The organism is Arsenicibacter sp. R0_47, assembly GCF_057652235.1.
The window spans coordinates 136996-159144 of the sequence record NZ_JBYFCJ010000001.1 but is presented as its reverse complement, the minus strand read 5'-3'; the positions used below and the strand labels follow the sequence as shown (position 1 = coordinate 159144).

The 22149-nt window shown below is 51.6% G+C and carries 17 protein-coding genes; 8 read left to right on the top strand and 9 right to left on the bottom strand.

All coding sequences use genetic code 11. From position 1 onward, the window contains the following. Positions 1–221 precede the first annotated feature (221 nt). Positions 222–1970 (top strand): lysine--tRNA ligase, encoded by a 1749-nt coding sequence (lysS, locus tag AC23NW_RS00635; RefSeq protein ID WP_487447030.1) that lies wholly within the window; start codon positions 222–224, stop codon positions 1968–1970. A gap of 93 nt (positions 1971–2063) precedes the next feature. Here the strand turns inward: lysS and AC23NW_RS00630 are convergent, their stop codons facing one another. Further along, entirely contained in the window at positions 2064–2261 is a 198-nt protein-coding gene (locus AC23NW_RS00630; protein ID WP_293838096.1) for a cold-shock protein, read from the bottom strand. Positions 2262–2590: 329 nt separating this feature from the next. Here AC23NW_RS00630 and AC23NW_RS00625 point away from each other — a divergent pair, with 329 nt between their 5' ends. After that, positions 2591–2812 carry a PspC domain-containing protein gene (locus AC23NW_RS00625; protein WP_293838093.1) on the top strand — a complete coding sequence of 74 codons (222 nt, stop codon included), beginning with the start codon at positions 2591–2593 and terminating at the stop codon, positions 2810–2812. Here AC23NW_RS00625 and AC23NW_RS00620 read toward each other — a convergent pair whose 3' ends face one another. From AC23NW_RS00620 to AC23NW_RS00610, 3 genes are read right to left on the bottom strand one after another with little or no spacing between them, the layout of a single operon-like run. Beyond that, positions 2813–3847 carry a glycosyltransferase family 2 protein gene (locus AC23NW_RS00620; RefSeq protein ID WP_487447027.1) on the bottom strand — a complete coding sequence of 345 codons (1035 nt, stop codon included), beginning with the start codon at positions 3845–3847 and terminating at the stop codon, positions 2813–2815. A 38-nt stretch (positions 3848–3885) separates the two neighbouring features. Next, complete coding sequence (locus AC23NW_RS00615; protein WP_487447025.1) at positions 3886–4233, bottom strand: YbaB/EbfC family nucleoid-associated protein; 348 nt, start codon at positions 4231–4233, stop codon at positions 3886–3888. A 12-nt stretch (positions 4234–4245) separates the two neighbouring features. After that, on the bottom strand, positions 4246–6300 hold the full coding sequence (locus AC23NW_RS00610; RefSeq protein WP_487447023.1) for a T9SS type B sorting domain-containing protein: 2055 nt from the start codon (positions 6298–6300) through the stop codon (positions 4246–4248). Positions 6301–6516: 216 nt separating this feature from the next. Here AC23NW_RS00610 and AC23NW_RS00605 point away from each other — a divergent pair, with 216 nt between their 5' ends. Beyond that, complete coding sequence (locus AC23NW_RS00605) at positions 6517–7767, top strand: bifunctional 3,4-dihydroxy-2-butanone-4-phosphate synthase/GTP cyclohydrolase II (protein WP_487447022.1); 1251 nt, start codon at positions 6517–6519, stop codon at positions 7765–7767. A gap of 445 nt (positions 7768–8212) precedes the next feature. Here the strand turns inward: AC23NW_RS00605 and AC23NW_RS00600 are convergent, their stop codons facing one another. Continuing rightward, complete coding sequence (locus AC23NW_RS00600; protein WP_487447020.1) at positions 8213–9208, bottom strand: glycosyltransferase family 9 protein; 996 nt, start codon at positions 9206–9208, stop codon at positions 8213–8215. Positions 9209–9276: 68 nt separating this feature from the next. Between AC23NW_RS00600 and AC23NW_RS00595 the strand changes: the two genes are divergently transcribed. Further along, the gene (locus AC23NW_RS00595; RefSeq protein ID WP_487447018.1) at positions 9277–10512 is read left to right on the top strand and encodes a M16 family metallopeptidase; all 1236 of its coding nucleotides are present in this window, start codon (positions 9277–9279) and stop codon (positions 10510–10512) included. A gap of 195 nt (positions 10513–10707) precedes the next feature. Here AC23NW_RS00595 and AC23NW_RS00590 read toward each other — a convergent pair whose 3' ends face one another. Next, entirely contained in the window at positions 10708–11976 is a 1269-nt protein-coding gene (locus tag AC23NW_RS00590; RefSeq protein WP_487447016.1) for an MFS transporter, read from the bottom strand. Between the two features lie 119 nt (positions 11977–12095). Here AC23NW_RS00590 and treF point away from each other — a divergent pair, with 119 nt between their 5' ends. Together treF and AC23NW_RS00580 are read left to right on the top strand one after the other, a co-directional pair. Then, on the top strand, positions 12096–13604 hold the full coding sequence (treF, locus tag AC23NW_RS00585) for an alpha,alpha-trehalase TreF (RefSeq protein WP_487447015.1): 1509 nt from the start codon (positions 12096–12098) through the stop codon (positions 13602–13604). Positions 13605–13836: 232 nt separating this feature from the next. Beyond that, positions 13837–14925: a lytic transglycosylase domain-containing protein gene (locus AC23NW_RS00580; RefSeq protein WP_487447013.1), complete on the top strand. Its 1089-nt coding sequence runs from the start codon at positions 13837–13839 to the stop codon at positions 14923–14925. 36 nt (positions 14926–14961) lie between these two features. On the opposite strand, the gene AC23NW_RS00575 is transcribed toward AC23NW_RS00580, so the two are convergent. The 3 genes from AC23NW_RS00575 to AC23NW_RS00565 all read right to left on the bottom strand — a co-directional run bounded on the left by AC23NW_RS00575 (position 14962) and on the right by AC23NW_RS00565 (position 18339). Continuing rightward, positions 14962–16269 (bottom strand): cryptochrome/photolyase family protein, encoded by a 1308-nt coding sequence (locus tag AC23NW_RS00575; RefSeq protein WP_487447012.1) that lies wholly within the window; start codon positions 16267–16269, stop codon positions 14962–14964. An 84-nt stretch (positions 16270–16353) separates the two neighbouring features. Further along, positions 16354–17223, bottom strand: coding sequence for an FKBP-type peptidyl-prolyl cis-trans isomerase (locus AC23NW_RS00570; protein ID WP_293841798.1), 870 nt, complete (start codon positions 17221–17223; stop codon positions 16354–16356). Between the two features lie 138 nt (positions 17224–17361). Next, the gene (locus tag AC23NW_RS00565) at positions 17362–18339 is read right to left on the bottom strand and encodes a fasciclin domain-containing protein (RefSeq protein WP_487447010.1); all 978 of its coding nucleotides are present in this window, start codon (positions 18337–18339) and stop codon (positions 17362–17364) included. A gap of 363 nt (positions 18340–18702) precedes the next feature. Here AC23NW_RS00565 and uppS point away from each other — a divergent pair, with 363 nt between their 5' ends. Both uppS and bamA read left to right on the top strand, forming a co-directional pair. Continuing rightward, positions 18703–19440, top strand: a complete 738-nt coding sequence (gene uppS, locus AC23NW_RS00560; protein ID WP_293841793.1) for an undecaprenyl pyrophosphate synthase — start codon at positions 18703–18705, stop codon at positions 19438–19440. Between the two features lie 13 nt (positions 19441–19453). After that, positions 19454–22078: an outer membrane protein assembly factor BamA gene (gene bamA / locus AC23NW_RS00555; protein ID WP_487447008.1), complete on the top strand. Its 2625-nt coding sequence runs from the start codon at positions 19454–19456 to the stop codon at positions 22076–22078. The last annotated feature ends 71 nt before the right edge of the window (positions 22079–22149 follow it).

Genomic DNA, 22149 nt, shown 5'->3' with positions numbered 1-22149 from the left:
TATTGTTTTGATAGCACAATACTAGTAATAATCCGGCAACCCGCCAGCATTTTCCGGATGAATGGTAACCGGATCTGACCAATGGCCGAAAAGAAAGCGCTTCAGTAAGAGTCGGTTTCATTCCCAACATCTTTATAGCTAATTTTGCAGACCAAATCAGTAGGGTCCGCCGCGTTAACAGATGGCTTACCCCTATATTTTACCAAACACTGTTACAGATAATGAACCTGAGCGAACAGGAGATAAACCGACGGAATAAACGGGAAGAGTTGATGCGTATGGGCATTGACCCTTATCCTGCCGAACTGTTTGATGTTACCGCGCACATTGCTGATCTGCGGGCCAACATAACACCCGAGCCCGGCCTCGACCTTTCAGGCGATGCCACGTATGGGAAGGTGCGCCTGGCCGGTCGTCTGATGGGTTTCCGGATTATGGGCAGCGCAGCCTTTGCCGAAATGCAGGACGCCAGCGGCCGGATGCAGCTTTATTTCCGTCGCGACGACCTTTGTCCGGGCGAAGACAAAACGCTGTATAACACCGTTTTCAAGAAATTGCTGGACATTGGCGACATCATCGGCGTAGAGGGCCACGTGTTTACGACCCAGACCGGTGAGCTGTCGGTGTATGTAAAAGAATTTAAGATTCTGAATAAATCCCTGCGGCCGTTGCCGGTTGTCAAGGAAGTGGTGAACGAGAAAGGCGAAAAAGAAACCTACGATGCGTTCACCGATCCGGAGCAGCGGTACCGCCAGCGGTATGTCGACCTGATTGTGAACCCACAGGTCCGGGAGGTCTTTATCAAACGGACTAAGCTGGTTAACTCGATCCGGGGCTTCCTCAGTGAGCGCGGGTATCTGGAAGTGGAAACGCCGATTCTCCAGCCGATTCACGGCGGGGCAGCCGCGCGGCCGTTCCGGACCCACCACAATACCCTCGACATGACCCTGTTCCTGCGTATTGCCAATGAGCTGTACCTGAAGCGACTGATCGTCGGTGGATACGACGGAGTGTTTGAGTTTGCCAAGGATTTCCGGAACGAGGGCATGAGCCGGTTCCACAATCCTGAGTTTACGCAGGTAGAATTTTACGTAGCCTACAAAGACTACCTCTGGATGATGGATACCATCGAGGAAATGGTGGAAAAAGTCGCCATTGATGTAACGGGCAGCACCAAAGTGCAGGTTGGCGAAAACCAGATTAACTTCCAGCGGCCGTGGAAACGTCTGACGATGTTCGAAGCCATTCAGGAATATACCGGTATTGATGTGTCGGCCATGGATGAAGCCGCACTCCGTCAGGTTGCCGAGGACCGTGGCATCAAAACCGACGACACGATGGGCAAGTCTAAGCTGATCGACGAAATCTTCGGCGAGGCCGTTGAGCACCAGTTGATTCAGCCAACGTTCATTACCGATTATCCGGTTGAGATGTCGCCGCTGACCAAAAAGCACCGCAGCAAACCAGGGCTGGTCGAGCGTTTCGAAGCCATCTGCAACGGTAAGGAAATTGCCAATGCTTACTCCGAGCTGAACGACCCGATTGATCAGCGGGAGCGGTTTGAGGAGCAGTTACGGCTCGCCGAGCGTGGCGACGAAGAAGCAATGGCCCTGGACGACGACTTCCTGCGCGCCTTGGAATACGGTATGCCGCCAACCGCCGGTGTCGGTCTTGGAATCGACCGCTTGTCGATGATCATGACCAACCAGCCATCCATTCAGGAGGTCTTATTTTTCCCGCAGATGCGTCCGGAGAAAAAACAGGAAGTGGCTACCGAAGCAGAGTACCTTGAGGCAGGTGTGCCGAAGGAGTGGATTCCGGCGCTTCAGCAGCTTGGCCTGCTGACCATTGAGCAACTGAAAGCCACTAACCCCAACAAATTGTTTAACGACCTGGGCGGGGTACGCAAAAAGCTGAAAATGGACGTGCCGATGCCGAAAGCCGATGACGTTAAAGCGTGGGTAGCCTAGTCCCGCAAAACAGCGAGGCACTAAAAAACCCCTTCTTGTGATCACAGGAAGGGGTTTTTATTTCGTTATGGAGCACTGTATATATGGCACCATTTAGTCTAGTTTCTTCACTTTTGTAGCGTTCAGACCTTTTTTACCGTCCACTACATCAAACTGTACACGATCTTTTTCGCGGATAGTGATTCCGTTGAGACCAGTAATGTGCACAAAAATGTCTTTACCTGTCGCATCGTCAACAATGAATCCGAAACCTTTGCTCTCGTTAAAGAACTTTACTACACCTGTTTGCATAAAAAATAATAAAAATTAGAAATAGAACATGCTCGTCGAAGGTCAAACAAAGAACGTGAAACCGGCCCAGACTAAGCAAACAGCGTGTACCTGGCAAGATATAATCCCGGACTTTGTCGGAAAGACATAAAATATGCTTTTATGGCCTTTCTCTAATCACAAAGTAAATAAAATTGTTCCAGTAACAAACAAAGTTTCGCGAAAAATTAATTTCCCATAAGATAAAACAATTTGACCGATTGGTAACTTTACACGATAGTGCCTGGCAGGACTGGTACTTTCTTCGTTATTTGAGTAAATTGCTATCCGTTTTTAACCATCGTTCTGGCATGAACAAGCTTCGGTATTTCGTAGAGCAACAGGCTTTCGGCGTTTGCACTCGTATTGGCGAAAAAATAAACATTTCGGCCAGCAGTATCCGGCTATATTTCATTTACACCTCCTTCCTCACATTCGGCTCTCCGGTAATCGTTTACTTTATTCTTGCGTTCTGGCTGGAGCTCAAAAAGCACGTCCGGCGCAACGCACATCCGACCATCTGGGAGCTTTAATCAGCAATCGGCAGATAGCTCACTGTACTTCCGGCGGCCCTGTGCAAAATACTGCCAGACAATACTTTTCTGAAAAACAGGCAACTGACTCAGCGGCACCTGGGGCTGCAGGGCTTTACGCTGTTGCCGCAACCGGCCCAATGCACCATAAAAAGCGAAATGTGCCCGGACAATAGCCCATACATCGGCCCACTGCCCCTCGCGGATAAACAGCAGCGCTGACAGGCCATCCATCACCAGCCGAAAAAAAAGCTTCCCCCACAAATTGCCCGCCGGCAGGTTTTTGTAGAGCATAAACAGGCTGTTACGGTAGTTCAGAAAGGTTTTATGCGGATTTGATTTATGGAGCGTGCCGCCCCCGACGTGGTACACCGCCGATCCGCCGCAGGCCCATGCCTCATAGCCCCGCTGCTGAATCCGCCAGCACCAGTCGATTTCTTCCATATGGGCAAAAAAATCGTCGTCGAAGCCGCCAACGGCATGAAACACATCGGCTTGGACCACAAAGCAGGCCCCTGTTGACCAGAATACCGGCCGGTTGTCATCGTACTGGCCTTCGTCGGTTTCAAAAGTGGCAAAAACCCGCCCCCGGCAAAAGACATAGCCCATGCTATCCATAAAGCCACCGGCTGCACCGGCGTGTTCAAAATACGTACGGCGGTTGTAATCCCGTATTTTGGGCTGACAGGCTCCGATCTTCGGATTGGCGTCCATAAGCCGCACAATCGGATCGAGCCAGTGAGGGGTCACCTCAATATCGGAGTTGATTAAGGCATAGTAGGTCGCTCCGCCATACTGTTGCCGGAGCTGGTCAAGGGCCAGATTATAGCCCCCGGCATACCCCTTGTTCTGGTGCAGTTCGATGACCCGAACCGTCGGAAAGGTTTCCCGGACAAAGGCTACTGAGGCGTCGGTCGACGCACTATCGGCTACATAAACACGAAAGCCATCGGCGTGTTCGATCACCGATGGCAGAAACTGTTTTAAGAAATGCAGGCCGTTGTAATTGAGAATGACAATCGCAAGCTTATCCATGAATCTGTAGAAAGTGGTTAGCGGGTGAATACCACTTTCTATTGCATCATACTGCCCAGGTCGAACCCGGGGATATTCGGCAACAACCCTTCGGTCGATTTTTTTAAGTGTTCACGGATTTTAGGCTCAATGTTTTCCATGGCCTTATTAATGGCCGCCACAATCAGGTCCTGCATCATTTCGCGGTCTTCCGGCTTCACAACATCCGGGTCGATTTCGACTTTCAGCACCTGCCGCAGGCCATTAACCGTTGCCTTTACCATGCCGGCACCCGCTTCGCCGGTATCAGTAATAGCCGACAGGGTCGATTGTGCTTCTTTCATCCGGGCCTGAATATCCTTCATCTTCCCGAACATGTCCATCATATTTCCTAAGTTTCCAAACATATCGTTTTCCGTTTAGCGGAGCAGCGTTACCGTACCACGTTTCAGTTCTTGCTTATTATTTTTATCAGTTATACTGATTAAAAACTGATATGTCCCTGTTGGAGCCTGATTACCAGCTACATTGCCATCCCAACCTTTAAGTGGATTTGTATCCTGGTTATAATTGACAATCGCTTCATTGTAGATCACTTCTCCCCAACGGTCGTAGACGGTTAAACTGACATCCTTCCAGTAAATTCCAAAAGGGACGAATAAATCGTTCTTTCCGTCGCCGTTCGGTGTGAACGCGGTTGGTACAAATATACTGGCATTTCGCTTTAACTCGAAGTAATTTGAATAACTGGGGAACCCAGTGTTACTTTCAGCCACGATCCGATAACGATACGTTTGGTTTAACGGGTCATTTGGCGGATCATAATGCGTGATACCTCCTAAACGTTCCTGATCCACCAATGCTCCGGTGTCAAGATCATAAATTTCGAGTACATATTCCTGTACCACTCCCGGCGTAAACGGAGAATCAGCCGTCCAGTCGATACCGGCTGATTTTGACCCTAGCCAGACACTGCATACCGGTTTTGACGGCGTTGATAGATTGCCGCAATTATTCTGAAATACAATTTGATAGCAATATGACTGAGCATTCGAATTAGCGCCGAGGTCTTTAAAAATCCCTGAACCACTAACCGACCCAACCTGCTGAAACGGCCCTGCCGGATTATCGGCCCGCAGGACCAACATAGTATGCGAGGGCGGAGGTGATACATAGCGAACTTCAATCTGCCCGTTATCCGCTACTGACACTTGTAGGTTGGTCGGCGCGACCGGCAAGGTCGAGCTTTGCCCGGTAACACATACGGGACTAGAAATAACAGTTGTCGGGAAGCCACTCACCGTCAGCATGCGCGCCTGTAAGGTGTAGCAATATTGTACGCCACACTGAATACCGTTGTTATCAACAAGCTGTCTGGTGCTCACGGTAGAGGGCGTAGAAATCTGGGTAGGTGAGCCTGTTACACCATTATCAGTACGACTAATTGAATAGCCGGACGCAAATGCTACGTAGCCCTTGCCTTCGTAAGGCTGCCAGGTCAGTGTATTTTGCTGATTCCCCGAAACAGCCGATAAGTTAAGCGTACAAACCTCATCTGAAAGTTCGGTAGCACAGCCACCTTTCACCTGAAGCTGAAAGCACTGCGTTGTGCCGCTTGTCCCTGACACACTAATGGATGCGCCGCTCATCGCCGTCAGGCCGGTTGGCTGAAAGGTTGATCCGTTTTTCTGTAAAAGTTCGACCACATCCCCGGGTGTTGCCTGAATATCGATTTTTGCACCGGCACCGGTAGACGTAAGGGTAGTAATTACCGGTTTCTCTTTCGTCCGGACGGGAATGCTTTGTATATTTTTTTCCGTAATACACCCTACATTCACATTAAATGCGCCGTTGACTTGTACGAGGTAATTGCCCGGATTTGTATAGGTGTAGGAAATAGTATTGATACTAGCCATCGGATATGACTTAAGCCCTTGCCCGTCTCCCCAGTTTACCTCAATTTTATCGTATGTCTTGGTGATGGCATCCAGCGCAAAGTTCAGTTTGACCGTATACCCGGCTCCTGTCGGTGACGGACAAATCTGATAGGTGTATTCTAGTTTAGAAGTAGGATACACATTTACTACCTGACAAGCAATAGTACTATTTGCATTTTTAGTCCCAAATTGTAATATGGTATATGAACCAGGATTTGCATATTGAAATGATGGATTTTCAGTTGCTACTTTATCAAGAGCTAATAGGTCTCGAGAGCCATCATACAAATAAACATACTTAGGCAAAGTAATATTAGGATCTGAGTTAATGACCACACTTTTACCTAAACAGATAACATCTGAAACAAGTGTGAAGCCGCCTTTCTCTGTTAATCCAGGCGGGTTAGTGCATAAGCTCTGCCCCAGCGCCAGATTGCCTGTCCCGATACTCATAAGAAAAACGAAAAACGCCATCCACAGGCCAACTACACTTCTTTGTTTGCGGCGTATCCGGTTCCGGTAATTGTTGATATTCACAGAGGTAATGATTTTTTCGTTATAAATGACGGCCTGATCCTCTTCATACAACGCATCTTTTGAGATTTTAGCGCCCCGGGAAACGTATCTTTGTTGCCAGTCGTTATGGTTTCAAATCAACGGTTACCGACCGATCAAAGATAATACCCGTTCAACAGGATTGCCAGGTTATCCTTTGACGATAAACCGGCTCCATTTGATACATCAAACAAAGGCATGAGCAATAATAATACCAATTCAGCAGCGGCGCCGATCAGGCTTGACTCTATCGAGGACGCCATTGCTGACATCCGCGACGGGAAAATCGTAATCGTTGTGGATGACGAAGATCGCGAAAATGAAGGCGACATGATCTGTGCGGCGGAGAAAATTACGCCCGAAATGGTCAACTTCATGGTCAAGGAGGGGCGCGGCCTTATGTGCGTGCCTCTGACGCAGGAACGCTGCGAAGAGCTCGGTCTGGAAATGATGGTTGGCAACAATACATCCGTTCATACAACGCCGTTTACGGTCTCGGTCGACTTGCTGGGCCATGGCTGTACAACCGGTATTTCAGCGTCTGACCGCTCAAAAACCATTCAGGCACTGGCTGACCCGACGACCGACCCGAATGACCTCGGTCGCCCGGGCCATATTTTTCCGCTCAAGGCAGCCGAAGGTGGTGTCCTGCGCCGCACCGGACATACCGAAGCGGCGATCGACTTAGCTAAACTGGCGGGTCTGAAACCGGCCGGTGTGCTGATTGAGGTGCTCAACGAAGACGGTACAATGGCACGCGTACCGCAACTGCGCGAAATGGCCGACCGCTTCGGTATGAAGCTTGTTAGTATCCAGGACCTGATCGAATACCGCCTGCGGCAGGAAACAATGATCCGCCGGGAGATCGGCGTTGATATGCCGACGATCTGGGGGCACTTCGACCTGATTGCCTTCAAACAGATTGATACCGACGAAACGCACCTTGCCCTGGTCAAAGGCACATGGGATGCCGATGAGCCGGTATTGGTGCGGGTGCACTCGTCCTGTGTCACCGGCGATATTTTTGGCTCGTGCCGCTGCGATTGCGGTGGTCAGCTACATGCCGCCCTCGAAATGGTCGAACGCGAAGGCAAAGGCGTAGTCCTGTACATGAATCAGGAGGGGCGCGGCATTGGTCTGCTGAACAAGCTGAAAGCCTACAAACTTCAGGAAATGGGCCGCGATACGGTAGAAGCGAACCTTGAGTTAGGCCTGCCGATGGATGCCCGTAACTACGGCGTAGGCGCTCAGATACTGCGTGATCTGGGTATTCACAAAATCCGGCTGATCAGCAACAACCCGAAAAAACGGGCCGGTCTGATGGGCTACGGCCTTGAAATCGTTGAATCTGTCCCGATAGAACTGCCGTCGAACCCACACAATGAGCGCTATCTCCAGACAAAGCGCGACAAAATGGGCCACACGCTATCACTGGGAGCAAAGGGATAATAGCGGAGCGCACAGGGCGTGGAGCATAGGATGTAGCGTACAAGGCTTGGAGTGTAGGGCGGAGCGCTCGGGGCAGGGGCGTAGGGCAAGGAGCATAGGGGATCACTGCTCTAAGCTCTAAGCTCTCCGCTCTTACCCCTCTGCTTCACAAAAGCCCGTAGGGCTTCAACAGCGCAGCGTCGGTAGCATTCGGTAGCGGTAGCCCATTAATTCAGCGCGTTTTTTTCTGTGCCGTCAGGTACAGAACCGGTAGCGTACCTGACGGCACGCGGCGGTTTCGCAAATGGTTGTTTTTTGCCAACGCTGCATGCAACCAAATGCTATCGAATGCTACCGACGCTGCGCTGTAGCGGCCCTACGGGCCTTGTGAAGTGTAGGGCGTAGAGCTGAGAGCCAAGTGCAGTGATCCCCTCTGCTCCTTGCCCTACGCCCCCTACCCCAAACCCTACGACCCCTGCACATCAATCGAGTACGCGCAGTTAAAATGCCCGAGCGGGCATTTTTTGTAGCCGTGCAGGCCACACGGGCGGCAGTCTAAATCCAGTTTGGTTTCCAGAATACGGGACTCGTCAGCAAGCGGCCCGAAGCCAAAGTCCGGTACTGTCGAGCAGAAAATAGCGGTGGTCGGTGCATTCAGGGCCGAGCACAGGTGCATCGGCGCGGAGTCGTTAACGTAATTCATCACTGATCCCTGCATCAACGCGGCCGACTGAAGTAAGGACAGTTTTCCGGTCAGGCTGATGACCGGCCGTTTACCGGCCGTTTCGGACACAATCCAGTCGCAGGCACTGCTGTCGGACGGAGCACCCAATAGATAGATAGTATAGGTTTCAGGTAGCTGCCCGATTAGCTCAACCCATTTTTCACGGGGGAACTGCTTGGTATACCAGACTGACGTGGGCGCCATGCAAACGTAGGGGCCGGTCTGGTAGGGTTCCACCGCCGTATAGTCTGCCGCTGACGGATAAAGCTTCGGACGGTGGGGTAAGCGGTCGGCAGCCAGGTGGGCAATCAGCCCGGCGTTCCGGTCTACTTCGTGCACACCCGGCTCAATGCGGTGTGGCACCGTGCGCGTAAATAATCGGGCAAAGGGATTTTTATCGTAACCGATGGTTTCACCGGCGCCTGAGAATGCCGTTAGCGCACCGGTTGCCCCGAAACGCTGCAGGTTAATCACTACATCATAGCGTGTACGCCGAATCCGTTTCAATAACTCCCACAGGCTCCCGTATTTCCGCTTTTTTTTCTCCCAGATCAGTACGTGATTCAGAAACGGGTGATTTTTCAGCAGCCCTTCGTTTCCCTGCCGGACAAGCATATCCAGCCGTGCCGCCGGAAACTGCCCATGCAGTTGTTCCAGCAACGCCGTTGCCAGAATTACATCACCAATAAACGCGGTCTGAATGATCAGGAACCGACCGGCAGTACTTGTCGTTATCATTAACTGGCAGTGAGTAAAAGGTAATTCCGCGATATTACTTCACTACCTTTGTACTCCTATTTAACAGAATGGAAGACTACGAACTAGTTACGTTGCCCAACGGCATCCGTATTGTACATAAACAAATACCCCATACCCAGATTGCACACTGTGGCATCATGCTCGACATTGGCAGCCGGGATGAAAAACCACACCAGCAGGGCCTTGCCCATTTCTGGGAGCACATGGCATTCAAAGGCACAAAGAAACGCAAATCTTATCACATCCTTAACCGTCTGGAAAACGTCGGGGGCGAACTAAACGCCTATACAACCAAGGAAAAGGTCTGCTTTCATGCCTCGCTGCTCGGAATTCATTTCGAAAAAGCAACCGAGCTGCTGGCCGACATTGCTTTTCATTCGGTTTTTCCCGAAAAGCAGATCGAACGCGAACGGAATGTAGTACTGGAAGAGATGGCAATGTATTACGATTCGCCGGAAGATGCCTTACAGGACGATTTCGACCAGCTGGTGTTTCAGAACCACCCGCTGGGCAGCAATATTCTGGGAACAACCGAGACCGTTCAGTCATTTACGCGCGAAAACCTACAGGAGTTTATTGCCCAGAACCTGGATACAGACCGCATTGTTTTTTCGTCGGTAAGCAACTACCCGTTTAAAAAGGTCGTACGGATCGCCGAAAAATACCTGGCCGATATCCCGCGTAGCAGCACCAGCCGGATCCGGAAACCACCCGCCAGCTATGAGGCTGTCCGGCAGGTGGTTAAACGCCCGATTACCCAGGCGCAATGTGCACTGGGGCGGCCGGCGTTTTCGCTGACCGATCCAAAGCGGCTGCCGTTTTTTATGCTCATCAACCTGCTGGGCGGGCCGGGCATGAACTCGCGGCTGAACATGAACCTGCGCGAAAAATTCGGGCTGGTCTATTCCATTGATGCCAGCTTTACACCGTTTCTGGACACCGGATTTCTGGGTATCTATTTTGGTACCGACCCTAAAAAAGTTGATCGTGCCTACAGCCTGATTCAGAAAGAGATGCAGTTGCTGTGCACAAAATCCCTCACGGCCAATCAGATGCATCAGACCAAAGAACAGCTGATGGGGCAGCTGGCAATGGCCGAAGAAGGGAATCAGAGCTTTATGCTGATGATGGCCAAAAGCATTCTGGATATTGACCGCGTTGAGTCACTGGAGGATATTTTTAACGAAATCCGCGCAGTTGAGCCGCATCATTTGCAGGACATTGCCCGGGAGATGTTCGACGAAAAGCAGTTCAGCTTTCTGACTTTTGTACCGGAAGACTAATCCGGACGCGTTTTTATAATCTTACCGGCCAGCCCCGGAGACAGACAGAATAAAATTCTGTCTGTCTCCGGGGCTGGCCGGCATATATCCCTTTAAGTAAACAGAATTAGATTTTATCAGAAAACAAGCTACTGTATTTCAGTGGCTTATTCACTCAATCGCACATTCACTAATTCGCTCAATTACATACAAAGGTCAGTGCATGGCCGAAACCGGTTCCAGCGGCGTTGTCCGCGCAGGTTGCATGCGGTTAAACAAAAACAGAATAACCAGCAGCCCGGCCAGTGGCAGCAACGAAAAGTAGAATGCCGTCTGCCCGCCGTAAGCATCAAACACATGCCCGACCAGAATCGACCCGGTAGTGCCGCCCAGTGCTGAAAAGACAACAATCAGACCCGACATCGGCCCGTGTTGCCGGACCGGCAGATTGCTTAAAATTACCGAGTTAATGGCCGGATAGATCGGGGCGAGAAATAAGCCGATCAGCGGAAACACAAACGCGGCCAGCGGCGCAGTGCTCCAGCCGGTGATGGCTGCGCCATCACTCTGATGCGCCGACGCCGCCAGTGGCAGCGCAACCAGTACCAGACCGGCCGCCACAATCAGGCACACCGACAGCAGCGTGAACCACGGCATCCGGCGCAGAATAATCCCCGCCAGAAAACGCCCGAAGGCCGTTGATGCCGCCAGAATACTGGCCATCTGAATACTCAGTGAGGTAGGCAGGTGCAGAATCCGGCTGTTGAACGTCGGGAGCCACGACATAATGCCTTGTTCCAGCAGCACATAGACAAAGGCGCTCATCACAAACACCATTACCAGCGGCCGGACGGCCAGTTTCAGCATATCCGACAGATCATCGGTCAGGCTTTTACCGGCCTCGTGGGTGACACCCGACTTGTCGATAGGCGTTGACAGCAGCAGCAGTAAGGCCACCAGTGTGATGCCTGCCAGCAGGTAATACACGTTCAGCCACGCCCGCGACTCCGGGTGATTGTCATCAATAAACGAACTAAACAGAAAATAGCCGGACAAAACACCGATCATAAAGAACGACTCCAGAAAATTCATGAAGCTGACGTGGTCTTTCTGGTCATCGGTAATCAGGCCAATGGTAGCAAATACGGATACTTTAATGAGGGCAAAGCTGACGCCGGTTACGGCAAAGAGCAGTTTAGTCATCCAGAACGACGGCAGCTGCGGCATAGCCAGACAGGCAACAGAGACCAGTACCAGGCTCAGCATCATCGAACGCTTGTAACCGATCCGGGTCAGGTAAGACGCTACCACAAAGGAAGCCGCAGCAATGCTGAGATCCTTGAACGCTTCCAGAATGCTGGCCTGCGAGGCGGTAATGCCGTAGTTATTCTGGACCTGCAGGATAACCGTACCGACACTGTTCAGCAGGATGGCAAAAACAAAATAATTGAGGATAAGCGACAGTTTAATGCGCTGGTTTGACATATAGGTTAAGGAGTTACGTTTGGGTGCGTAAACATAACGCCGCGGCTGATTTTTTCAAATCAGAAAGTGTGTATTTTTGACGCAGAATCAGACCGTAACTTCCTGATAACTTGTCGTTCATGACTGCCACTACGCTTTCTCCCGCCGAACAGCTCGGGGGCTTGTTTGATACGGTGCAGATGCACCGGATTTTTCCCGATTCCAAAACCTTTGCCGACTGTCTGCCGCTTCAGGATACGGCCGGTATTTATGCTACGTATCTGGAGAACAAAGACCAGCCGGGCTTTTCGCTGGCAGCCTTTGTGAAACAACACTTTGCCCTGCCCCACACACCGCAGACGACCTGGCAGAGTGACATTACCATCCCGACCGAACAACATATTGATAACCTGTGGCATGTTCTGACACGGCCCGCCGATCCGCAGACGGCCGGAGGGTCACTGCTCCCGCTGCCACACCCCTATGTGGTACCGGGCGGGCGGTTCCGGGAGATTTACTACTGGGACAGCTATTTTACCATGCTCGGTCTGCTGCAATCAGGCAAATACACGCTGATCGAAAGCATGATCGCTAATTTCGGCAACCTGATTGACCGGTATGGCTTCATCCCGAACGGTAACCGGAGCTATTACCTGAGCCGGTCACAACCACCTTTTTTTTCGCTCATGGTGCGGTTACTGAGTCAGTGGGTGCCGGATGCGTTTCTCCGCTACCATGATCAGCTCGAACGCGAATATGCCTTCTGGATGAATGGCCACCAGCTGCTTACGGCCGACAGCCCTGCATACCGGCGCGTCGTGCGCATGCCCGACGGGCGCCTCCTCAACCGCTATTACGATGACTTGCCGACGCCACGGCCGGAATCGTACCGCGAAGATGTAGAACTGGCCCATACCTCGGGGCAACTGCCAGAGACACTGTATCGCCACATCCGGGCGGCGGCCGAGTCGGGCTGGGATTTCAGCAGCCGGTGGTTCCTCGACGGGCAGTCGATGGCTACCATTGCCACCACCGATATTGTACCCGTTGATCTGAACTGCCTGCTCTGGCACCTCGAACAGGCCCTGGCCGAAGCCAGTCAACAGGCGGGGGACGTTGCGCGGTCGGCATGGTATCAGGAAAAGGCTGACAGCCGGAAGGCTGCTGTCCTGGCCTGGTGCTGGGACGAGGAGCAACGCTTTTTTATGGACATTAACCTGACAACCGGCCGGCCGACGCCGGTTCTGTCACTGGCCGGCGTCTTCCCGTTATTTTTTGGATTTGCTTCCGCCAGTCAGGCAGATTTGGTCCACCAACACATTTTACAAAACTTTTTATACGCCGGCGGAGTCATAACAACACCCGTGCAGACCGGGCAGCAATGGGACGCGCCGAATGGCTGGGCACCCTTGCAGTGGCTGACCGTCCGGGCGCTGACACGCTATGGTTTCCGCGACACTGCCCGCACGATTCAGCGCCGCTGGCTGGCCCTGAACGACCGTGTTTTCCGGGAAACCGGCAGGATGATGGAGAAATACAACGTAGTGGACGAGGCGCTCCCGGCGGGCGGCGGCGAGTATCCGACCCAGGACGGATTCGGGTGGAGTAACAGTATTTATCTGGATTTTCTGCACCATACAATCTTTTAGGATACCATACGTTTTCCTGTAAAAAAGAAAGAATCCAGTTCCGGGATCTTATCATTTGTTTTGACCAAAAACAGGAAAACCTCATATTTAAACGGTCAGACCATTGGATAATTCTTAGATTTTAAATTTTGAACATACCAGATTATCAGGTAATTTCGTTTTTCTGAATTGTAAGCCCGTTCTAAACGACGGGCTTTATTGTCAGATTAAACCACAACAAATACCTGACGCTTTGATTAAACAAATTGGACTATCACTGGTCATGGCAATCACGAAACCGATTGCTTTGCCAGCCATGATCAAGGCCGACACCAATCAAGTTTTCGTCGGTCATCGTGGATTGAATTCTCCTTCATTGATGAACGTTGACACACTCCGCCGAGTGTTTCCGGTGTTCTTTTGTGGTGAAGAAGTACCAGTCGGCCAACCGGGCGTAAGCCGCCGCTGGATGACAACCCTGCAATCGTTCAGTAAGCAGGAAGAATGTTTGTATGACCTGAGAAAGCGCTCTGCCGTTTTCTTCCCGATCATTGATCCCATTTTAGAGGAATATGGTATTCCGCGCGACTTCCGGTATCTGCCATTGGCCGAAAGTGAACTTGTCAATGATTGTGTTTCTCCCAAAGGTGCCTCCGGCTACTGGCAGCTCATGCCGGGAACAGCACGGGCCCTGGGACTAAAGGTCTCCCGAAACGTAGATGAACGGTATCACCTGCAGAAAGCAACCGTTGCGGTTTGCAAATATCTGCTCGACCTTCATCGCGAACTTGGTTCATGGACACTGGTCGCCGCCGCCTACAACAGCGGGCTGACCCATATCCAGAAGCGGATCAGCCATCAGCAGCACAAAAACTACTACCGGCTGCGGCTGCACCGTGAAACCAACCAGTATTTGTTCCGGGTCCTGGCGTATAAAGAGCTGTTATCAAATCCGAATCAATACCGGTTGCTCTTGTCCCAACGGACCATTAATTTCCTCACACGTCCATTGCCCCGCTGGCTGGCCGCTGCCACCCTCGATAAGAAATCGAGAGACGAGGCGATAGATGCTGAAAAACGACAGGAAGCAGGCCTGTTTGCGAGCCGTACATGGGGGCCGCGGGTTAATACTGCTTTGTGGGGAGAACCATCAGCGGTGGAACGCTGGCTGGCAAGCGCTTTAGGCGGCGACGACGAAGACGACGATCTGTCTACGTCGAAATCAAGTCTGCCCATCAAAAAGCTGCTTGGCCTGGTTGTCCTTCGTTTCCGGCGGCCGCGCTTTCTGCGCTGGCGGCGGGGACTCACCTTACGGCCTGTTCATCAATGGGAATGGGTATAACGACAAGCGGGGGCTGTTTAGCAGCCCCCGCTTTTTTTATTCGCCTTTGAGCGTTGACCGGTACGTGTCAATCGCCCGTTGCCGGGCCATGGCATGCTCAACGATCGGTTTAGTATAGCCAAGGCTGTTAAATTCAGGAACCCACCGGCGGATGTATTCGCCTTTCGGATCAAATTTCTTTGCCTGCTCAGTTGGGTTAAATACCCTGAAATAGGGCGCCGCATCGGTTCCGGTTCCGGCCGCCCACTGCCAGCCCCCGTTGTTGGCCGACAGGTCATAATCGCGGAGTTTACGGGCGAAATACGCCTCTCCCCACCGCCAGTCGATCAGCAGGTGTTTACACAGAAAACTGGCCACTACCATCCGGACACGGTTATGCATCCAGCCGGTTTCGTTCAGTTGCCGCATACCGGCATCGACCAGCGGGTAGCCCGTTTGCCCCGCACACCACTTCTCAAATTCAGCTTCATTGTTCCGCCACGGAATGGCATCGTACTCCCGCCGGAACGATTCTTTTTCTACATGCGGGAAATGGTGTAACACCTGAAAATAGAAGTCGCGCCAGCAGAGCTCATTGAGGTAGGTAGCACTGGTAGCCTGTGCCTGCCGGGCCAGCTCCCGGATACTGATCGTACCGAACCGCAGATGCAGACTCAGCTCCGATGTACCTTTCTTAGCCGGAAAATCGCGGGTTTCCTGATAGTGTTTCAGCAAATTATCACTGGCTGTTTTTTTGGGGAAGGGCTTACCGGCCGGTTTAAAATCCATCGCTGCCAGACTGATCACCGGCTGCTCTTCCAGCTGAAGAAAAGCATCGTAATATTTTTCGGTCGGGTATGCCTTCAGATAAAACGGGTTAAGCTGCCCAAGCCATTTACGGCTGTATGGAGTAAACACCGTATAAGGGGTGTTGCTGCCGGTCAGAATTTCGTCGTGGTCAAAAATTGCCTGATCCTTAAAGGCCTGAAAAGCGATACCGTGTTCGGCCAGTAAACCGCTGACCGCCTTGTCACGGTCTTTGGCATATACCTCATAATCGCGGTTGACAAAGACCTCTTCCACCGGAAATTCGTTCAGCAATTGCTGCCAGACCGGCAACGGTTCGCCGTACCGGACAATCATCGAGGACCCTGCCCGGCGCAGTTGGGTATGCAGGTCAAGAATTTCAGTATGAATGTACTCAACACGCTGATCAGCACGGTCATCGAGCTGATCCAGAATGACTTTGTCAAAAATAAAGAGAACGATAACCTTGCGGCCGGAGGTAAGTGCATGGTAGAGTGCCGCATTGTCGTGTAAGCGTAAATCTCGGCGAAGCCAGACAACAGATACAGGTTCGGACATAAAAAAAGAGTTTGATGACACAGCATTGAGGCTGTGACTCAAACTCTTTAAACCATACCACTATATAATTGTTTTAGTGTCTGCTTATTTCGCAGAGACGATTTCAATGTCAAACGCGAGCGGTGCGTAGGGGGCAATGACATACACACCGTTATTGGCCCGGCCCTGTGAGCCATAGCCCAGCGACGACGGGAAGATGATGGTTGCCTTTTCGCCTACGCGGAGTTGCCCCACGCCTTCTTCGAAACCCGAAACCACCTGACGCAGACCAAGAATCATGGACAAGGTTCCGGCATCGAAGTCGCTTGAGCTGCGGAACGTCCGGCCGGCATATTTCACCGTTACCGTCTGGTTGGTTGCCAAAGCAGCCCCGGTGGGATTATCCAATGTTTTAATAATCCGTAGTCCGGTCGTTGAGCGGTTTGTCAGTTTATAGCCTTTTTCAATGATGTAATCATCTATTTGCTGGTCTTCCGTGCGGGAGCGTACCAGCTGTACATCAAACCGGACAACTGAATTGGCCGGAACTTTCGAGTTACCCTGCGTACCATAGGCCAACGCAGATGGCAGCAATAACACCGCTGTTTCGCCTTCACCGATCAACGATAAACCCTCTTCCAGACCCGGCAGCAAAGCACCCAGGCCAAACGGATAAAATGCCGGTTTTGCAGTGCTGTCAACGACAGTACCATTCAGCAGCGACAGTTTATAGGTAAACATTACTTCCTCTCCCAGCGATGGTTTTTTGCTGGATGGAACACTTTTAGTAATTGCAAAGTATAAACCTGAAGCCGTCTGTTTACCGGCCAGTTTCTGGGCGGTTGCATAGGCGTCGATCTTTTTCAGATCTTCGTCATATGCAGCCTGAGATGAATCTACCTGATTTAGATTACATGCGTTCAGGCCAAGCAGCATGAGAATGCCACTGGCCAGCATTAAAAAGGAACTCTTCATTACGCGCGTTTTTTTACAAAATTACGCATTGATGACCCATAGCGTTGCAAAAAGGTTGGAAAATCAATGCACAGATAACAAAAATGGCCGGAGCAATGCCCCGACCATCGGTATAGTATTCAGCCTGCTGCGAGTTACCTACTGCTGCAAAACCTGATCGATTACATGAATTATACCATTGGTAGTAAGCCAGTTAGCCCGCTTGACATTGACAGCCGTTGTGTTTTTGGTACCTCTCAGTGTGGCGACTCCGGTTGTCGAGGCCGTTACCGTTACCTTTCCGGCGTTAAGCATTGTCAGCTGTCCTGCTGCCAGCTGGCTTGAGAAAAGCAGCGAGTTGGTTGCATGATAGGACATCAATGCCGACAGAGCCGTTGGCGACAGCGTATTGATGGCGGTTGCCGTTAAGCCGGCAGCGGTCATCGCCGCATTATCCGGCAGGAAAACCGTCAGCGGGGTAGCCGAACTGCCGCTCAGCAGTAATGTCAGTGTCGGGTTTACAGTTGAGGCCCGCGTTACGGCAGCGACAACCAGTGAGAAATTAGCCGGATCAGCTTTGGCAGCATCCAGCATATTGGTGACCGGCGGCACCAGTACCCGGTCGATAACATGCAGAATCCCGTTGGCCGACTGTACATCCGGCGTCACAATTTTCGCCCCGTTGATGCTTACCGTGGCTACGGTACCGCTGGTTGTTTTAGTGATATAGGCCGATTGTCCGCCTTTAGTTTGCACCGATACGTTTGTTCCGCCGGGAATATCAGCAACGGCAACCTTTCCATTTAACACGTGATAGTTGACGATGCTCTCCGCGGTAGCTACCGGCAGGGCCGAAATCGCTGCCGCATCCGCATAACCCGACGCCTGAAAGGCGGCATTGTTCGGCAGGAAAACCGTCAGGTTCGTTGCCTTCAGCGCATCTGCCAGGTTGGCGCGGGTCAGTGCAGCCTGAAAAATGCTGTAGTTAGCGTCTTCCTTAACGACATCGGCCGCAGTTTTAGGCTGGGCAGTGCCTCCTCCTCCGTTTTCACCGTCTTTCTTACAACCAAACAGAATACCACTGACCAATACCCCGAATGCAAGGGCTTTTACGAACGGATTACGAACAATACGCATAAATAATCGTGTGTTTTTCAACCAGATGACTATGGATTACCGGGCCGGAACACGCCCGATCTGCAAATCAGCACCAATGATACTGAATAATCAGCAAAACTATTACTAAAACTTAATACTTCTAACGTAGACAGATGCCATTCCCTATTCGGTTAGTCTATTTTTATTCCCCCTACATTTCCGTAAATTTGCCAACTCATTTTCAGCTGGGTACTGACAGATCAACGCGATTGATACTGTTTTAAGGGGCTGTCAGACCGGAGGTTTACCCTTTCGATGTCATAGTCCTGTCAAAATAGTCCACGTGTAAAGGTCTTAAATTATTGTCCCTGCGTTAAAAAAACTTAAAAGACGGGTTTCTGCATGAAGGAACACATCGACCCGCGCAATCTGCCTAAGCACATTGCCGTTATCATGGACGGAAACGGACGCTGGGCCAAGCGACAGGGCGCAGCACGGGTATTCGGCCACCGTAATGCCATCAAAGCAGTCCGGGAAGTAACAGAAGGATGCGCCGAACTCGGCGTTCAATACCTGACATTGTATGCGTTCTCGACCGAAAACTGGAACCGCCCGAAATTCGAAGTCGACGCGCTGATGCAGCTGCTGGTACATACAATCGGCGGAGAGCTGAAAACGCTGATGAACAACAATGTTCGTCTGGCGACCATTGGCGATACAGCCAGCCTCCCTACTGATTGCCGGCATGAATTGCAGGAAGCAATTGAGGCAACAAAAGGCAATACCGGCCTGACGCTGGTACTGGCCCTGAGCTACAGCGGACGCTGGGAAATTCTGGAAGCAACCCGGCAGCTTGCAGCCGAAGTTGCCGCCGGACGACTCCAGCCGGAGCAGATCACGGAAGAGGTATTCAGCCGGCACTTATGTACCCGCGATATGCCCGATCCGGAGCTGATGATCCGGACAAGCGGCGAGATGCGTATCAGTAACTTTTTGCTGTGGCAGCTGGCGTATTCTGAATTTTATATGCCCGACGTGCTTTGGCCCGATTTCCGGCGGGAACACCTCTATGAAGCCATCCTCACCTACCAGGGCCGCGAACGGCGCTTTGGTAAAACCAGTGAGCAGTTGGTGAAGTAACAGGTAAAGATGGATGACAAAGTTTTTAACATACAATTACATCGTGTTTAACCTCAAAAACTGGCTCAGCGTTAGCGTTATAGCCGTTGGTTTGTTGCCAATAGCCTCTTTTGCCCAGGTCAGGATAGGTGTCGGTGCGGCACCACGTGCGGGTGCAGCGGCCACCCCGGCCGCCCCGGCCAACGAACTGACTAACTATGCTGATCCGAAAGATTACGAGATCGGAGGCCTTACCGTCACGGGAACCCGCTTTCTGGACCCAAACTCGCTGGTCTCGCTGTCGGGCCTGAAAGTTGGTGACAAAATCCGGATTCCGGGCGAAGCACAGGGCTCTGCCATCCGTAAACTGATGGATTCGGGCCTGCTCGATGAAGTAGAATTGTTTGCGAATACGGTACAGGACGGTAAAATCTCCCTCAATTTTGCGGTAAAAGAACGTCCCCGTCTGTTCAAGGTTAACTTTGTCGGCATCCGGAAAGGCGAACAGGAATCACTGAAAGATAAGGTAAAGCTCAACATCGGTAAAATCATCACGACAACGGTGGTGAAAAATACCCAGATGTCGGTGCGGAAATTCTTCGTTGAAAAAGGCTTCCTCAATACCAAAGTAAAAATTACAACGATCCCCGACAGCAGCCGCAACAACGCAACCATGCGTGTGCAGATTGACAAGGGGCCTAAGGTTAAAATCCATGATATTCAGTTTGTCGGACGTTCGGAACTCGATGAGTCGAAGGTACGTCTGAAAATGAAGAGCACGAAGCAGATGCGCTTTGGCCGCGTGTTCTCGCCGTCGAAATTCGTGCCGAAGAAATACGAGGAAGACAAACAGAAGCTTGTTGAATACTATAACAAGCTGGGCTACCGCGATGCCGCCATCGAACACGATACGGTTATCAATAAGGGTGGCAATACCATTGATCTGGTGCTGAACCTGAACGAAGGCCGTAAATACTACATCCGTAACATTGACTTCGAAGGCAATTACCTGCATCCGGACACCCGTCTGCGTGAGGTGCTTGGTATCCGCAAAGGAGATGTATACAACACCGAAGAGCTTGAGAAAAAACTGAACGGTAACCCGGGTCAGGATCTTAGTTCGCTTTACATGGATGATGGCTATCTGTATTACAGCGCCACACCGATTGAGCGGACGATTGAAGGTGACTCCATCGATCTTGAAATCCGGATTTTTGAAGGCAAGCAGGCAACGATCAACCGCATTATCCTGAACGGTAACTCGAAAACCAGCGACCACGTGGTTATGCGCCAGATCCGGACGCTGCCGGGCCAGAAGTTCTCGAAAACAAACCTGATCCGTACACAGCGCGAATTAGCCACCCTCGGCTATTTTGACCCGGAAAAAATCGGTATTCAGCCGGTTCCGCAGCCGGACGGTACGGTTGACATCGAGTACACTGTTGAAGAAAAGCCGTCTGATCAGATTGAGCTTTCCGGTGGCTGGGGTGGTTTTATCGGCTTTGTCGGTACCCTCGGTCTGACGTTCAACAACTTCTCGGCAAAGAACATCGGTAACCTCAGCTCATGGCGGCCACTGCCGTCGGGCGACGGTCAGCGCGTATCGCTGCGCTTCCAGGCCAACGGTAAGCAGTTCCAGACCTATACCCTGTCGTTTGTTGAGCCGTGGTTAGGTGGCCGCAAGCCAAACGCCCTGTCGGTCAGCATGAGCCACACCGTATACCGTCAGTACGGCCTTGACTTCTACACACGGGGTGCACGGGGTGCCACGGCAGTCGGTGCTTACGATAACACGGCGATTACGGTCGGTCTGGGTCGTCAGCTGAAAAAGCCGGATGACTTCTTTACGCTGAATCACTCGCTGACGTATCAGCGCTACAACCTCGACAATATTGACCTGTTCTATAACGGTTACCGCAACGGCCGGTCAAACAACTTTACGTTTAACACAACGCTGGCCCGGAACAGTGTCGATAACCCGCAGTTCCCGCGTTCAGGGTCTACGTTCTCGGTAAGTGGCTCGTTTACGCCGCCGTATTCGCTCTTCCGCCCGGCCGATTACAAGCCATCAGCCGAAGACCGGTTCAAGTTCGTTGAATACCACAAATGGATGTTCGATGCTACCTGGTACCAGACCGTTGTCGGCAAACTGGTATTGAGTGCCCGCGCTCACATGGGCTTCCTGGGCCGGTATAATTCGCGTACCGAAATCGGGCCGTTTGAACGCTTCGTGTTAGGGGGTTCAGGTCTGGCCGGTCAGGGTGTATTTGCCCTCGCGCAGGACATCATCGGTCTCCGCGGTTATCCGGATCGCCGGGTATATACAGCCGACAACAACCGGGCGGTTGATGCCAACCAGGCTAGTCAGGGTGGTGTCGTGTATAACAAGTACGTGATGGAACTACGTTATCCGGTATCGCTGAACCCGTCGGCAACCATTTTCGTACTGGGTTTTGTTGAAGGCGGTAATAACTGGGGAAGCTACAAACAGTTTAACCCGTTTGATATTAAGCGGTCTGCCGGTGCAGGTGCCCGTATTTTCATGCCGGCCTTTGGTCTGATCGGTATTGACTACGGCTGGGGCTTTGATGCCTTGCCGGGTGTTCAGAAAGCCAACACCGGTCAGTTCCACTTCACGATCGGTCAGCAGTTCCGATAAGAAATTAATCATCCGTTCGTTTCATAATAAAAGAAGATAAATAGCCCGTTACGTACTGATTCTGACGTACC